The 15,927-nt window shown below is 39.0% G+C and carries 18 protein-coding genes; 2 read left to right on the plus strand and 16 right to left on the minus strand.

The window, feature by feature from the left end; translation table 11 throughout:
- Nucleotides 1-204: 204 nt before the first annotated feature.
- The 11 genes from COD92_RS24210 to COD92_RS24255 form a co-directional block, all read right to left on the minus strand.
- Nucleotides 205-1,419, minus strand: a complete 1,215-nt coding sequence (locus tag COD92_RS24210) for an aminotransferase-like domain-containing protein (protein WP_098531856.1) — start codon at nucleotides 1,417-1,419, stop codon at nucleotides 205-207.
- A 165-nt stretch (nucleotides 1,420-1,584) separates the two neighbouring features.
- On the minus strand, nucleotides 1,585-2,415 hold the full coding sequence (locus COD92_RS24215) for an ABC transporter ATP-binding protein (RefSeq protein WP_255286737.1): 831 nt from the start codon (nucleotides 2,413-2,415) through the stop codon (nucleotides 1,585-1,587).
- A gap of 1 nt (nucleotide 2,416) precedes the next feature.
- On the minus strand, nucleotides 2,417-3,214 hold the full coding sequence (locus COD92_RS24220; RefSeq protein ID WP_098531893.1) for an ABC transporter permease: 798 nt from the start codon (nucleotides 3,212-3,214) through the stop codon (nucleotides 2,417-2,419).
- Nucleotides 3,215-3,296: 82 nt separating this feature from the next.
- On the minus strand, nucleotides 3,297-4,289 hold the full coding sequence (locus COD92_RS24225) for an ABC transporter substrate-binding protein (RefSeq protein WP_098531857.1): 993 nt from the start codon (nucleotides 4,287-4,289) through the stop codon (nucleotides 3,297-3,299).
- A gap of 29 nt (nucleotides 4,290-4,318) precedes the next feature.
- Nucleotides 4,319-5,419 (minus strand): iron-containing alcohol dehydrogenase family protein, encoded by a 1,101-nt coding sequence (locus COD92_RS24230; RefSeq protein WP_098531858.1) that lies wholly within the window; start codon nucleotides 5,417-5,419, stop codon nucleotides 4,319-4,321.
- Nucleotides 5,420-5,713: 294 nt separating this feature from the next.
- Nucleotides 5,714-5,878: a hypothetical protein gene (locus COD92_RS32240; protein WP_176541301.1), complete on the minus strand. Its 165-nt coding sequence runs from the start codon at nucleotides 5,876-5,878 to the stop codon at nucleotides 5,714-5,716.
- Between the two features lie 37 nt (nucleotides 5,879-5,915).
- Complete coding sequence (locus tag COD92_RS24235) at nucleotides 5,916-6,116, minus strand: CLC_0170 family protein (RefSeq protein WP_098531859.1); 201 nt, start codon at nucleotides 6,114-6,116, stop codon at nucleotides 5,916-5,918.
- Nucleotides 6,117-6,135: 19 nt separating this feature from the next.
- Nucleotides 6,136-7,359: a Ger(x)C family spore germination protein gene (locus COD92_RS24240; protein WP_176541302.1), complete on the minus strand. Its 1,224-nt coding sequence runs from the start codon at nucleotides 7,357-7,359 to the stop codon at nucleotides 6,136-6,138.
- Complete coding sequence (locus tag COD92_RS24245) at nucleotides 7,340-8,452, minus strand: GerAB/ArcD/ProY family transporter (RefSeq protein WP_098531861.1); 1,113 nt, start codon at nucleotides 8,450-8,452, stop codon at nucleotides 7,340-7,342. Before COD92_RS24245 ends, COD92_RS24240 begins: the two co-directional genes overlap by 20 nt.
- 27 nt (nucleotides 8,453-8,479) lie before the next feature.
- On the minus strand, nucleotides 8,480-10,036 hold the full coding sequence (locus COD92_RS24250) for a spore germination protein (protein WP_480254368.1): 1,557 nt from the start codon (nucleotides 10,034-10,036) through the stop codon (nucleotides 8,480-8,482).
- Between the two features lie 150 nt (nucleotides 10,037-10,186).
- Nucleotides 10,187-10,675: a redoxin domain-containing protein gene (locus COD92_RS24255; protein WP_255286739.1), complete on the minus strand. Its 489-nt coding sequence runs from the start codon at nucleotides 10,673-10,675 to the stop codon at nucleotides 10,187-10,189.
- A 248-nt stretch (nucleotides 10,676-10,923) separates the two neighbouring features.
- On the opposite strand from COD92_RS24255, the gene serC reads away from it, so the two are divergent.
- A complete protein-coding gene (gene serC, locus COD92_RS24265; protein ID WP_098531865.1) occupies nucleotides 10,924-12,021 on the plus strand; it encodes a 3-phosphoserine/phosphohydroxythreonine transaminase in 1,098 nt (365 codons plus the stop codon).
- Nucleotides 12,022-12,069: 48 nt separating this feature from the next.
- Here the strand turns inward: serC and COD92_RS24270 are convergent, their stop codons facing one another.
- The 5 genes from COD92_RS24270 to COD92_RS24280 form a co-directional block, all read right to left on the minus strand.
- Nucleotides 12,070-13,071 carry an LLM class flavin-dependent oxidoreductase gene (locus COD92_RS24270; protein WP_098531866.1) on the minus strand — a complete coding sequence of 334 codons (1,002 nt, stop codon included), beginning with the start codon at nucleotides 13,069-13,071 and terminating at the stop codon, nucleotides 12,070-12,072.
- A gap of 150 nt (nucleotides 13,072-13,221) precedes the next feature.
- Nucleotides 13,222-13,371 carry a hypothetical protein gene (locus tag COD92_RS32245; protein WP_176541303.1) on the minus strand — a complete coding sequence of 50 codons (150 nt, stop codon included), beginning with the start codon at nucleotides 13,369-13,371 and terminating at the stop codon, nucleotides 13,222-13,224.
- Nucleotides 13,372-13,401: 30 nt separating this feature from the next.
- A complete protein-coding gene (locus COD92_RS32250) occupies nucleotides 13,402-13,542 on the minus strand; it encodes a hypothetical protein (RefSeq protein ID WP_176541304.1) in 141 nt (46 codons plus the stop codon).
- 104 nt (nucleotides 13,543-13,646) lie between these two features.
- Nucleotides 13,647-13,919, minus strand: coding sequence for a hypothetical protein (locus COD92_RS24275; RefSeq protein ID WP_098531867.1), 273 nt, complete (start codon nucleotides 13,917-13,919; stop codon nucleotides 13,647-13,649).
- Between the two features lie 79 nt (nucleotides 13,920-13,998).
- A complete protein-coding gene (locus COD92_RS24280) occupies nucleotides 13,999-14,652 on the minus strand; it encodes an LbetaH domain-containing protein (RefSeq protein WP_255286740.1) in 654 nt (217 codons plus the stop codon).
- Between the two features lie 756 nt (nucleotides 14,653-15,408).
- Here COD92_RS24280 and COD92_RS24285 point away from each other — a divergent pair.
- The gene (locus COD92_RS24285) at nucleotides 15,409-15,858 is read left to right on the plus strand and encodes a S1 domain-containing RNA-binding protein (RefSeq protein WP_098531869.1); all 450 of its coding nucleotides are present in this window, start codon (nucleotides 15,409-15,411) and stop codon (nucleotides 15,856-15,858) included.
- Nucleotides 15,859-15,927: the final 69 nt, after the last annotated feature.

A 15,927-nucleotide genomic window follows, 5' to 3' on the forward strand; every position in this document is an offset into this window, starting at 1 on the left:
GTTCGGTATGGGAACGGGTGTGACATTCTCGCCATTATTGCCAGACTATGTTTTTATTCCTCTTTCAGAGGCGACTTTTATATAATACCACCTATATAAAGTGTACACAATCAGAAATTATTTCCATTTTATTAATCTCAGGTGAAGAATTATTATCTCAAATAAAGAAGGGAACATTCCTTAACAGAAGGAACACCCCCTTCCTCATTTTAATAATGAAGAATTAACTTTTAACTGTTCCGTAAGCAGCTGTCCTAGGCGTTTTATACCTTCAGTAATTTCAGCTTCACCTTCATAACAAAACGAGAGACGGAAAAACTCAGTCCCATCCTGTGGATTTAAGAAGAAATACTCCCCTGGAATGAAAGAAACGCCCTTTACCAAGGACCGTACTAACAATTCCGAAGTATCTAGTCCAGGAATATGAACCCACACAAAATAACCACCGCTTGGCATATACCAAGTAACAGATTCAGGAAAATAAATCTGCAGTGCATTGATTAACGTATCACATTTCTTCCTATATATTTCTTTTAACATGTTAAGCCGTTCTTCAAAATCAATTTCCTCTAAATACGAGGCCACTGATGCCTGTGCAAATGGGTGATCTAAGTCTTTTTTAAACCAAGCAAATGCACTAATGAATTCCTCACTGCCAGCTATCCAGCCTATCCGCATCCCTGGAGCAACCACCTTGGATAAAGAGCCGACGTGAAGGACTCTTCCTTCAGTGTCGATTGCTTTTAACGGGATTGGACTATCTCCAAATGAAAGTTCCCCATATGCATCATCTTCTAAAATGAGGAAATCATATTCGCCGGCCAATTTTAACAAATGCTTCCGGCGTTCCAAATCCATTGTTGTCCCTGTCGGATTTTGCGCAGTAGGGATTGTATACAAAATCCGGGGCAACGGTAGACCTTTTTGCGTTCTTTCCTTTAATACTTCTTCTAATAAGCTAGTTTGAAGTCCGTTTTCATCTACAGGTATATTAATAATCTGCTTCGTATAGTTTTGAAATATCTCTAATGCTTCCATATATGTTGGAGCTTCTACCGCCACAACCGATTCCTCGTCAATAATAACACGGGCAATTAAATCAAGCGCTTGACAAGCTCCTGAAGTTATTAATAGCTCTCGCTCATGTACCTTCATTCCACGCTGGTGTAATCGCTTCTGGATTTGCTGCTTGAGCAAATCAATCCGGGGACTTCCAAGATAATGAAGGGGTAAATCCTGTTCTTCTTCAATTAGTTTAGCTACGGCTTCCTTAATTTGCTGTGAAGGGACTAGAGCGGGATCCGGATAGCCTGAACTCAAACGGATACATTCCTCTGGAAGCTCGGGCATCCATTCACCTGGAGGATTGTTCTTAAGTGCCTTTTTTATGTTATTCGAAAAAAATGAATCAATTTTCACCTGATAAACACCTTCCGCTAATCCTTAAAGAAATTATTTTGAAAAATACTCCAATTTTTGTAGAATTACTTTCTTGATTTGTAGAATTCCTCATATATTTGTAGAATTCCATCCTTGCTTTGTAGAATCCACCTTACTTTTGACAGTATTAGATTGTCAAACTGCCTAATGGATTGCTTTCAGACTCTCTTCCCTAATCAACGACAGCAATTCTTCCTTATAACCTGCAAATTCTACGGATCCTTTGACACTGAAATCCCTTGGTCTATCCAATGTAATTGGTACCTTTTTCTTTAAACGGCCTGGTCTTGCAGTCATCACATAGACAGAATCAGCAAGGAAAATCGATTCCTCTACATCATGGGTAATAAACAATATCGTTTTCTTCGACTCTTCCCAAGCTTTTAAAAGGACTTCCTGCATGATATTTCTCGTTTGCGCATCTAGTGCACCAAATGGTTCATCCATTAAGAGAATTTTCGGATCATTCGCCAAGGCACGCGCAATCGCCACCCGCTGCTTCATACCGCCTGACAATTGAATGGGATAATGCTTCTCAAATCCTTCTAACCCAATTAACTGCAGATAATGACGAGCAACATCGTCACGTTCCTTTTGCGAAACACCTTGTAATTTTAAGCCAAATGTAATGTTTTCCTTTACCGTTAGCCATGGATATAACGTATAGGACTGAAACACCATCCCACGGTCAGGTCCGGGACCATTGATTTTTTGACCATCAAGTAATACTTCTCCAGAAGTAGCCTCCTCCAAACCAGCTACTATCCGTAAAACGGTAGATTTACCACATCCTGAAGGTCCCAAAATCGTAACAAACTCACCTTCACTTACTGTAAAGGAGGTTTTCTCTAACGCTGTAGTTTCACCGCTTTTTGTCTTAAAAACCTTGCCAACCTCTTTAATTTCTAACTTTGGCGTTGTGATTTTTGGTTGATTTTTACCCATTTCTACATTATTCGCTGCTGTGATAACCATCTTACAAACCATCCTTTCTCATCCATGAAAATGAAGCACGATAAATGGCTTTGAAGACCATATCTGTCAACAGCCCAAGTAAACCAATGATTAGAATACCAACTATAATCTTATCCGGCTGCAAGAAACGAGACGCCTGCATAATCATATAGCCTAAACCACTGGAGGCACCAACTATTTCTGCTACGACTAAATAAGTCCAAGCCCATCCAAAGGTAATTCGTAAAGTATCAACAATACCTGGGAGGGCTGCCGGTAAAATAACCTTGGTAAACAATTGGCCTTTTTTGGCACCTAACGTATAAGAAACTTCAATTAAATCATTTTGAACATTTTTCGTCACGTCCATAATCATGAGGGTTAACTGGAAAAAGGTTCCTAGAAAAATAACGCTCATTTTCTCCGGTTCTCCAAGTCCGATCCATAAGATTAATAATGGAATAAAGGCAGAGGCCGGCATATAGCGGATGAATCCAATGATTGGTTCAAAGGCGCCTTCCATGATTTTTAAAGACCCCATTAATATCCCGAGAGGTATGCCGATAAGAGCGGCAATAAGAAATCCAACCAATACCCTTGTAAAACTAATCCCTATATTAGAGACTAGGTCCCCATTCACAAATAAATCAACGCTAGTTGCTAAAACTGAAGTCGGTGTCGGCAAAAAAAGCGGATTGACAATTCCGCCGTAAGTTAGGACACACCAAACCGCTAAAAATATAACAAAGGTAACAAACCCCGCCGTCGAATATATCCCTTTAGGAATCTCCTTATTAGGCGTAAACAATTTTGCCAACATCATACTCACCCATTCTATCAATCTGTTTAAAAAGCCTAACATATGAGAAGCTCATATATTAGGCTGTATTGGATTCCACTTATTACTGAAAACTTGGGTTAATAATCTCATCCGCTTTAGGTTCAGTTTTTATAATACCTTGCTCTTTATAAAACTGAATCGCATTTTCGGTTGATTTATAGATTGAACCATTGCTGCTTTCAGTACCAAAAAGTTCTTTGTTCTCCTCTTTTGTAAAGAACTTCAAACCTGATTCAGTTCCAACGAATTCTTTTGTATCAATTTTTAAGCCCTTGGCCATAATATCATCTGCTTCATCTTTATGATCTTTCCAATATTGCATTGCTTCACCCATAGCTTTAACAAATGCTTTTACATCATCCGGGCGGTTTTTAATGACATCTTCCTTAAAGCTAACGGTGTCAACAATGATACCAGGTAAATCCTTTGTCGATAATAAAACCTTACCATTTGCTTGTGAACCTTTGGATAACCACGGCTCCCAAGTTACGGCTGCATCTACTTTACCTGCAGCAAATGCTGCTCCGGCGTCGCCTGCAGACATTTGTACAACTTCAACGTCTTTTTCCGTTAACCCGCCTTGTTTCAATGCTGTTAATGCCAGCATATGGCTTGTTGAGCCTACTTCAAATGCTACTTTTTTACCTTTTAAATCTTTTACACTATTGATGCCTTTTTTAACAAGAATTCCGTCACCGCCATGGGAATCATCTAATACCCAAACAACTTGTACAGGAATCTTTGATGCAGCAAGTGTGACTTGAACATCGAGGGCTGTTGCCATACCATCAATTTTCCCACTAGCTAATGCTTGTTTACGCTCCGCTAAACCTTCTACGATAGAAAGATCCACATCAATTCCGTTTTTCTTAAAGAATCCTTTTTCTTTTGCTAAAAATAATGGACCATAGCCTGTCCATGTAGGCAGTGTTACCTTTAAAGGTTCCGATGATTTCTTTCCATCCGCACTAGTGCTGGATGCTTCGTCTTTCCCGCAAGCCGCTAATGCAACTAACAACATGATTGAACATAATAAACCTAACCACTTTTTCATGAATAAATCCCCCTATTTTATCTATTAATTTATTTAGTTGCTACTAACATGTCTGTTCCAATCTCATTTGCCTTTTTGACGGATGTTATGACCATATCAGGTGTCACCTCAAATGGCATATTCGCCATATCTTCAATCGTAACGGTAATTTCACCTAACGCTTTCCATTGATTTTCGGTTAAGCTTTTGATTGCCATCTGTTCTAATGTGTAAGGCAAACCTACTTGTTGATAATAATTAATTAACGTTCTTACTTCTTGCTCTTCCGTGCCTTCCATACATAACTGCGCTAAAATCCCAAATGCGACAATCTCACCATGGTAGGTATCGTGAATTTCAGGGAAGATGGTCAATCCTGAGTAAATTGCATGAGCTGCTGCTGTCCGGCAATCATCTCCGCCATAGCCGCTTACGCTGCCACTGACTACAATAATTGCATCAATGATGTCATTAAGTGCATCCGTTATATTTTGCTCATGAATCGAGCTTACTGCCGTTGTTCCTTTTTGAATTAAGGTTTGATATAATTGGCCAGCAATTGCAATGGCCGTTTGATTAATCGCATTTGGCACTGCTTTTTTGATCGAACATTTGGTTTCAAACCATTTCGCCAATGTATCGCCAATCCCAGCAATTAAATAGCGGACAGGTGCATTCAAAATAACATTTGTATCTACCAAGACTAATTCTGGTACTTTGGAATTTCGGCTGATTTCTAGGAATTCTCCTTCATCACTGTAGAGAATACAAATCGGGGTTGAAGCAGCACAGGTAGCAGCAATCGTTGGGATGGCCACTAACGGTTTATTCAGATAATAGGCTGCAGCTTTCGCTGTATCTAGCGCCTTTCCTCCACCAGTTGCAATAAGTACGTCAAATGTTTCATTCTTTAATTGTTCTACCAATATATCAATATTCGTTTGCGAGGATTCTCCCCCAAACCAAAGTGAATGTTTCAAAGTCATTCCATGCTCGGATAAACTTTGCCGGAGCGGTCCATCGATAACTTGGCGGCTTGTATTTCCTCCGACTAGAACGGCGGTGGATCCAAACCTCTTTATGTATAAACCAGAATCAGATATTAAACCAGCATTTCTGTGATATTGCCCGGGGCCAACCGTTACGAACATATCAATCACCCTCTAATTTTATGTATATTTATGTATAATATTCTATTAATATAAATGCTTGTCTTTTTTATGTCAATATATTATAAAAATATTCTAAATCTTATTTTTATAATATATTGTTGATATTTACTCATTCCCTTTCGTACAGTAGACCAGTAAAGTATTTTGGGCATAATTTTTGTTCATAAAACATTATACAGATGTATAATTAAAAATATTCATACTATCCCTTTAAGTAAATGAAAAAGACCCAGAATAAACCGGGTCTTATTTGTTGTCATGTTTAGTTTCTCATTAAGTTCTTGATGATTTGTCTGCTGTAATATCGTTATATGGAAGAATCAGCTTTTTTACCTTATCAAAGCTCATTGAGCTTATTTCTTGGACTAGTCTTGGAATAGACTGCTCAGGATAACCGTAATCGCGAAGTAATTGTTCCATTTTTTCATTATGTTCCATGTATTAACTCCTCCAATATCTGTTTTGAATACATTCCTTACCAAATAAAATTGTTGTAAATCCAATTAACCAAAAACAATCCAAGACCGAGGGCTATATTCATCCATCCGAAAATTAATGATGCTTTATGTTCTTTTTTCTGTTTTTCTTTTTTGTACATTTTTGCATCGACCAGTAGAATGAAAAGCCCTGTTGCGATGAAGATAACAATGACATATGGTAAAAAACCAATAAACATCCTATCTAGTCCTCCACATTTACTTTGCTTTCATCCCTACCCGATGAATACGGGTATCAACATGAACATCATAAGTAATGTCTTTATATACTCTTTTCCAATTTTCTTTCGTTCCAATCTCCTTGGTCCAATATTTCGGATATTTTGCTCGGACATGTTCTCCAAAACCAAAAATATCACTTTCAGCTTTTTGTGTTTTGGCAATAAACTTCTTTAGAGATTTTTCTACTTCTTTTGAAGTTTCTTTTTGTATTTTCCCGATAATAGTTGAATCGTTAATATAAATACTTTGACTTGTCTTTTCTTCTATTTCACTCTCGTAACGAACCTTGATATCCACATGTGGTTTCCCATCTTTTAATTTTACCTTAACTTTTGTTTTTCGAGAGATGGCCTTAACCAGTACAAATTCCTCTTTTCCCGGCACTTTAATAAAAGCGCTATATCCGCCTCTCCCAATCCCTCTGATAGCCATATAAAATCCTATTTCAAGGGGTGTTGTCTTTCCTGCCATCCTATCTCCTCTAAAATAAGCTAGCCCACTTAATTGAATGGACTTCTTATCTTTGATGGTAAGATAGGGAAGATACGGGTCTTGTCCCTTACTAGAAAGTATGGTCCAGAACAAACCAATAAAACTGGGCGGAAATCTTCCTAATGCCGATAAATTATCGACCATGTCTGCTAAATACAATGATGGTATTCGTTGCAGTTCTGGGACAAGCCTCATATAATCTTCTGCTGGCTCTTTTGAAACAGCTAGTGAAGCTGTTCTGCGGATCTGCGGATTACGCCTTAAAAAGTCATTAAATCGTTGCGTCCCCTTTTTCGCTATCTTTTCATTCAGAACAATAATCCGTAAATGTCCGAGGAACGTTTCGTAAGCCACCTGCTGTTGAAGATTGAGCATGGCGTCCTGAATGGTGTGGCCTACAACTCGGACAATCAACACCGAATTATGCGAACTTTGGCCTTGTGTTGGTCCGAGTGGAATGCGGCCAGGGACTGCAATTTGAGCAGTCACCCTAATCAACTCCTCATTTGGTTCTGAGGAATTCTTGTCTAAATGGGTTATACCGCCTTCAGATTGCTGATTTTCTTCTTTATTGGAAGCCTGGTCAATACCTATTGCTAATACAGTTGCACGCTGTTCGATTTCTTGTGAGTCCCAACACCCTGAAAGGAGAGGAAAAAGGAGAAAAAAAATGATGACTAATCGTAAGCTAGGATTCTTGTACCACACTTTTTTTCCTCCTTCTTCTACTCCTAAAGAGATCCATGGCTAATAACATTGCGGGGTAAAGAATGGTTATTAATAATCCTGCTCTTCCAGCGATTTGAATAACATCGTACAATTGCAAAATGTTTTGCGGCAGCATAGCTAAAAAAAACACAAAAGGCATTATAAAAAACGACAACATTCTGTGATCTTTTAACTTGGCAATCTGTTTGATAGAATAAATTGTAAAATAATAGCTTGAAAAAAGAGTAGTAAATACAGCGGTCACCCAAACAGCTAAAAAAATTACGTCTAATCGTTGTAGAATGTTCCCTGGCAGTGCAGTGGTTCGTGCTAATTCGAGTGTCGGCCAGAATATCTGTTTAATCTCTTCCGTTCCAAATACAGCTATGGTAGCGATCACAATTAACAGGTAAACCCCTCCTGATATAAAAATGCCCCAAAAGCTTGCCTTTATTGCCTTTTTTGGATTTTTCATAAAAGGTATAATCATCGTGACGATAAAGGAACCTTGAAACAAAGCAGCAATCGTTAACATTCCTTTGGCCATGGAATAGAAATCATTTTCAATTAGAGGACGCAGGTATAAGGGATTTGCATTTTTTAACGAAAATGCAACAATAATTAAGACTGGCCCCAAAATAGCTGGTACATAGAAATTGTGAATATAAGCAAAAGTGTTTATATTGTACCTTACACTCAGGCATGCAATCAGCAGCATAACAAACACCGTTACTTCCAATGGTGTTTCTCTCAAAACAGCCGAAACAACAACCTCTCCAAATTCACGAGCAGCCAATGCCGATAATATGACAAAAAAGAAAATCACAATCATACTGCACATTTTCCCAATCCATTTTCCGACAATATCCTCGCCGTAGGTGATAATTGTTTTTTGCGGATGGCGGGTTCCTAATATTGTAATAATAAATAACCCTATTGCCGCTAGGATGATTCCGGCTAACGTGACAAGCGGAGCCCCTGATCCCCCGCCTCGAACAGCAAACAACGGCAATGGAAGTACTCCTACACCAATGATGGTACTTATTAGGATCGTCGAGGCTTGTACGGTGGTGATTTCCCTATGGTTTTCCATTGCAAGTACCCTCCCATTGATTAGTTCCTACTGTTCATTATCATTTTGTTCATGTCTTTTACGATTCGCAGGTTGAAGGAAACTAGGTCTTTTCGACATCGACCAAAGAGGGCTACGTGTGACAACATCTTTCATTCCCTGTGTACTTCCTGGAGAAACTGGTGCCATATATGGGACTCCAAAGGATTTAAGATTCAGTAAATGATTGAAAGTAAGGATAATTCCGATCATGACTCCGTAAAGACCAAATATTCCCGCTAAAATCATGATTGGGAACCTTAACATTCTTAGGGCAAAGGCGGCTGTATATGCTGGTGTTGCAAATGAGCCTATAGTCGTTAAAGCAATAACAACCACTGTAATTGGACTTGCCAAACCGGCTTCCACCGCAGCCTGCCCGACAACTAACACCCCTACAATGGATAGGGCGCCACCCACTTGCCTCGGCAGCCGTACCGTTGCTTCCCTTAAGATTTCCATAGATATCTCAATTATAAGTACCTCAACTACAGCAGGATATGGGACACCTGCCCTCCCTCCCGCTACGGCTACAGCAAATTCGGTCGGTAGCAATTCAGGATTAAACGCAATCAACGACACATAAAGTGAAGGAAAGATCAGTGAAAAGACAAGTGCCAACACGCGAGCAAACCTCGCAAAAGTACCCATCAAAAACCTTGAAGCATAATCCTCTGCCGTTTGGTAGAATTGGTTAAAAACAACCGGGACTAACAGCGCAAAAGGGGACCCGTCTACAAGGATGGCAACCCGGCCTTCCACTAAATTGGCAACTGTTTTGTCAGGACGTTCTGTTGTCTGGATTTGGGGAAAAGGTGTAAAGTGATTATCTTCAATAAATTGTTCTAAATACCCGGCATCCATTATGGCATCAATATCAATGGCCGAAAGTCTATTTTCGACCTCGGTTATGACGGTCTCGTTTGTAATTCCTTTTATATAACAATAACAAACAGTTGATTTCGTCAATCTTCCAATTTCCATCGTTCTAACTTGAAAATCGGCTGTTGGAAGACGGTATCTCAGCATCGCAATATTGGTATCAATATTTTCAATAAACCCTTCGCGTGGACCCAAAATAACCTGTTCTGTTTCCGGCTGAGTGACAGAACGATGTTCCACTTCCCTTGTAGATACATGGATGGCTTCTGTGATGCCATCAACAAAAATAACCGTTTCTCCGCGTAAAAGAACTGAAATCAGTTTATCTAAACTTTCTTCTACCATAGCTTGACCATGATAAAGGGTTTCGTGCATGATGATGTCGATTAATTGATTAAGAGGCTTCTCTTTTGAAATTAAATGCTCAGGAACATACATAAGAGGTCTTAAAATATCCTTATTGACATGGTCCTGGTTAACTAAATTAGAAAAATAAAACATGGCCGCATGGTACTGTCCAAAAATTTTAAAATGTTTTACCTGAAAATCATCATTTTTACCTAAAACATTTTTTATTAATGACTCCGTTTCTTTTAGTGACGCAGATAATTTACTTTGTCCATCTAAAACTTGATCAGGGATAGTAAATGGTCTATTTTTGACACTGATCTTGGCTTTCTTCATTTTCCGAAATAATGACATCTACATCACCACCTGATTTATAATTTTTGACAAATTTTATTAAATATTCCTTATGTTTTATTAATCTAGAAAATTTTTGGATATGAAAATAATAAAAGACCACTTCTCAATGGTCTTTTATTTTAGTTAATTTTATTGTTTGATTTTCAAATGACCATTTAATTTTTCGAGTTCATGAAATACGGCTTCATAATCCTCTCTTTTATCTGCCTTAAATGTAGTATTTAAATATGTAATGATTCCATCTTTATTAACAACAAACACGGACCTAATGGCAGTCCCTCCTTTTTCATTAAAAACAAAATAGTCTTTTACCGTTTGTTTATGCCAATCCGATAATAATGGATACGGTAGAGTCCCCATGCTTGCTGCAAAAACCCGATGCGAATGAATATGATCAACGCTAATCGATAAAACCTCTGAATCCGTTTGATCAAACTGTTTATAATCCTCTTTCCAAGAGGCTATTTCTTTAATTCAGCCTGGGGTAAAATCCATTCCATAAAAAGCGACGACAATATTTTTCTGGCCGCGATAGTCCGATAAGGAAATTTTCTCCTTTGTGGTAGCCGGCAGTGAAAAGTCCGGGGCTATTTCCCCCACTTTCAGGGATGCTTCCATGTTGTGTCCTCCTAACCATAGTGTAATGAATAAACATTTTACTCTTTATGTATAGTTACCATAATGGCTGGATTTAGACAGAACAAATGTAAATCCTAAATAATGAAGTTCATTTTTACATAACCTGTAAGATGAAACGCTTCCATTTAATTTTTTTAAAATATCTTTCCTTCGCGGGGTAAAATTTATTTTCCGAAAATTGAATCTATGTTATAGTCAAATAAACAAAAACAGATGGAGTGAGAAAAGTGAAATTACAAGTTCAACGCGCCTACAATTTTAATGCCGGCCCTTCTGCTTTACCTCTTTCAGTTCTAGAGAAAGCTCAAGAAGAGTTAATCGATTTCCGTGGTACTGGAATGTCAGTTATGGAACTCAGCCACCGCAGCCGCCCGTATGAGGAAGTACATAATCAGGCGATTAGCAGCTTACGAGAACTATTAGCCATACCGGATACTCATGAAGTTCTATTTCTACAAGGCGGAGCCAGCCTTCAATTTTCGATGATCCCGATGAATTTTTTACAGTCAGGGAAAAAAGCAAGTTATGTTATGACAGGATCCTGGTCAGAGAAGGCTTTTTCCGAAGCTAAATTATTTGGCGATGTTTACCATGCTGCTTCAACAAAAGAAGGAAACTACCGCAGCATTCCTAAACTTGATGAGTTACAGTACGACCAGGAAGATGCTTATGTGCATATTACCTCCAATAATACGATTTATGGTACCCAGTGGAAGGACTTCCCTGATACTGGAGATGTGCCTTTGATTGCCGACATGTCGAGCGATATCCTTTCTAAGCCGTTTGATGTCAGCAAGTTTGCCCTAATTTATGCGGGTGCGCAAAAGAACCTTGGTCCTTCAGGTGTAACAGTTGTGATTATTCGCAAAGATTTCCTTGAGCGTGCGAACACGAACATTCCGACAATGTTAAAATACAGCACACATGCGAAAAATAATTCCTTATACAATACACCGCCGACCTTTGGCATTTATATGCTTGGAGAAGTTCTTAACTGGGCACGTGATTTAGGTGGTCTTGAGACAATCGCTAAGCGAAATGAAGAAAAAGCAAACTACATCTACTCAGTTATTGACAATAGTAATGGTTTTTACATTGGCCATGCGGACCAGGACAGCCGTTCACTAATGAACCTTACCTTTAACTTAAAAACTCCTGAATTGGAGAAGAAATTCTTAGAGCTGGCGAAACAAGAAGGATTCGTAGGGGTTAATGGACATCGTTCTATTGGCGGATGCCGAGTTTCTGCCTACAATGCCGTTCCGGTTGAAGCTTGCCAAGCTTTCAGTGAATTTATGACTAAATTTCAAAAAGAAAATAACTAAAAAAAAATCACCCTCTTTACTTTTAGAGGGTGATTTTTTTTGCAAGGTTTATTTTCCATCCACGATTTCTTTAAAAATTTCATAAGAACGTTTTTGTTTTTCTTCATCAAAGATATAGGATACAGCCATAATCTCATCGACGTGGTATCTATCCTGGAAATTCATTAATTGCTGACGGACGGTTTCCTTGCTTCCCAACAACGTGACACTCGACATAGAAGAAGCCATTTCTTTTTCCACCGGACTCCATAGCTCATCTATATTTTCGACAGGAGGGCTTAACGGATTTTGTGTCCCTCGGACAACATTAAGGAAGAATTGCTCCTTGGTTGTTGACAGCCATTTCGCTTCCTCATCTGTTTCAGCCGCAATCACATTTAAGCAAACCATCATATATGGTTTTTCCAAATACTCGGATGGTTGGAAACGTTCCCGATAAATTGATATTGCCTCTTCCATAAATCTCGGAGCAAAATGGGAGGCAAATACATATGGTAAACCCAAACTTGCTGCCAAATAAGCAGAATCCGTTGAGGACCCGAGAATATAAATTGGAATATTGGTCCCGACCCCAGGATATGCTTTGACGTAACTTTGTTGCTCGATTGGTCCGAAATAAGTAAGCAATGCCTGTACGTCCTCTGGGAAGGTGTAGACAGAATCATTTTTCGAGCGTCTTAGAGCACTTGCTGTCATCATATCGGTACCAGGTGCGCGGCCTAGTCCCAGATCGACACGGTTTGGAAACATCGTGGCCATTGTGCCGAACTGTTCGGCAACCACAAGCGGTGCATGGTTTGGGAGCATGATTCCTCCCGACCCCACTCGAATTTGACTCGTATGTTCCAATGTATGTTGTATTAAAATAGATGTCGCTGAACTGACCAGTGTTGAAGTATTATGATGCTCCGCAATCCAATAGCGCTGATAGCCCATTTTTTCTACCGCTTGGGCAAGGTCTACCATTGCCTCAATCGCTTGTTTAGAGTCCTGTCCCTCGCGGATGGGGGCAAGATTTAACACTGAAACAGGTATCTTAATAGTTGCCATATTTATAAATATCCTTTCATGTTGAAGATTCATTACTATAGTATCAATTGAAATAAAGGAAACATACTTATATGCTTAGGTTGTGCTAAATGAACTGTGACAGCCCTTGTTTGAAAAATAAAAGACTGCCAAATGGCAGCCTCGTTGAGGTTATTTATTTTTATTATTCGGGTCCTGGATCGGCACATTTTTTGGACGTTCAGGATATGTTGCCTTCCCGTCACGATCATTAGGACCGGTAAGATCATTTCTTTGGTCTAGGACTCGGCCTGTATACTCAACCGGATTATTTCGCGGCATAATATCACCTCCATGAAACACTTGGCATAATTAGCTTTTCTTCCCTAATCCTAAAATCTTTAATTTATATTCTGCTTCACTCATATTTGGATTTTTCTTCGGTGGGCTATTTCTAAGAGCCTTTTTCATCTCAACATTCGCGTCATCGTTCGTATTATATTTTTCATCCATAGCTCACGCCTCCTTTACGTTTTATTATGGACCTTTTCAACCTGTTCATTCTTTTATACATACTAAAAAACCTCTAGCCATTTCTAGAGGTTAAATCACATTTTTTAATCAGTATAGGACTCGATTGCCTGATCCAAGGCATTATAGGCTTCCCCGAAGGCTGCGGCAGACGAGACATCTCCTGCATTCTCCAATGCCCCCACTGCATTTCTCGCTTGCGTTAAAGCACGGATACAATCCTCAATCATTGTTCCTTTATCGCCATTCTGTTCCAATGCTTGCTGAAGCTGGACAATACAACGATCCAGGTCAGTCGATTGCGGACGGTCATACGCCTTTTCTAATTCTTCTTTTACCTGCTGTAAAACTTCCTTCATAGATAGTCCCCATTTCATCGAATAGTAAACAAAAGGTAGTTTTACCGAGGAAAAAGTATCTTATCCCTGTAAATAAAAATCAATAGGATAACCCACATGAACATCTAGTCTTACCGAACAACAAGGAATAGGCTGATGGAAATTCCTCATTTACCCTTTGTACTTCCTTAGCAAACTCTTCTTCAGTTTTTGGAACAGGGGATAAACTATCAGCTTTTGGTTGTGAATCGATATGAGCGCCAGGCGGTACAAAGCTGTGTGGCTTCAAGGTAACACCTCCTGTAACAACTGCATCTGTGGAGATAAAGCTTCCTTCTCCAACCTGAGCGTTATAAACGATTGCCTTAAAACCAACAAACACATCTTGATGAATCATACAGGGACCATGAATCAATGAACCATGGGCACAAGAAACTCTTGGTCCTATATGGATTGAATATTTTTTTCCATTAACCTCCACATGCTTATTTTTCAGGCCATGCAGGATGACACCATCCTGGAGATTACAATCCCTGTCAATATAAAACGGAGTTCCCTCGTCCGCGCGAATGCTCACGAAAGGTCCCACATAGGTATGATCACGAATCGTCACGTCTCCGACCACAAAGGTGAAGGGACTAAGAAAAGCAGTTCTTTTTATTTTTGGAAAAATCGGATTGGGATTTATGGAGGTTGGAGGATTGTATCCCACGAAGTAGCTATAAATATTATATGGTCCTGACTGATTGGTCAAAATCATTTTCCCCTTTCAATAAAGGTCATTCCATATTCATACTACTTATACGTGACTTTTCTATAATTCATAACCTTTTTAAAAAGCGAGTCGGCCATTTTGGCCGACTCGCTACAAAAAATGTTCATCCTATTGGCATCATCCTCATTTCCCCTAGTTTTCAGATGTTGTTATAGTAGAGGCATTTTATTGGATTGACCGAAAATTTTATTAAGTTGTTATTGCTCCGTTATCATGTCGTTACTATGGCAAGCAACTATTTTAGACATAAGGTTTTGCGATTATGACGAAAGCTCTAATGACCAACTATACTTCAACCCCCGCCATAATATTGAATGAAATGCAAAACAATCAGCCTAGACCTTTAATTCCGATTCATTTATGTGGTTTACCGGATTTTTTATAGAAAAATGTACCTCCTTTCTACCGGCAAAACATTCTAACTCTCTTATGAGAACCTAATCCACCTCCTTGGGAGTAGTAAACTCCAATCGGAATTTTTTTCTTTTTTGCATCTCATTACACTACTATTATTTCCTCTCCTTTCCAAGTGTTTCAGTATAGATGTTACATTCCTGTGAACCTTTTATGTAAGGCTGGGAGCAGCGTATAAGAGGTTCCAATTGATATTTAAAAAGCTGTTGTCGAAACTAGGTATGAATTGGCAAAATAGAAGAAATAGACTATATGTTATTTTTCTAAAGTTTTTGTTATAATAAAGTGTCTTTAACATTTATGAGGGGGAAACATATTTTTATGTCAGTTGAAGTAGGCAGTAAAGTACAAGGTAAAGTAACCGGTATCACTAATTTTGGAGCATTTGTGGAATTGCCAGGCGGGACAACCGGCTTAGTGCATATTAGTGAGGTTGCAGATAGCTATGTAAAGGATGTTAATGATCATCTTAAGATTGGCGATGTAGTTGAGGTAAAAGTAATTAGTGAGAAAGACGGAAAAACTGCCCTATCCATCAAAAAAGCAATCGATAAGCCTGAAGGACAAACTTCTTCTTATTCACAGCGCCCACAGCGTCAAGGTAGAGGAGATAGCCGTTCGAAAGACTTCCGTTCAAAAGGGAACTTCAAACCAAAGGAAAGCTTCGAAGATAAAATGGCTAAGTTCTTAAAGTCTAGTGAAGAGAATTTATCAAGCCTCAAACGGAACACCGAAACAAAACGCGGTGGTCGAGGCGGCAGACGCGGCTAATATCCGCACCTGTTAATAAATCTCCATATAAATCAAAAGGCAAGCCTGTTAAAAAGGCTTGCCTTTTTT

The sequence above is a fragment of the Bacillus sp. AFS037270 genome (assembly GCF_002585305.1).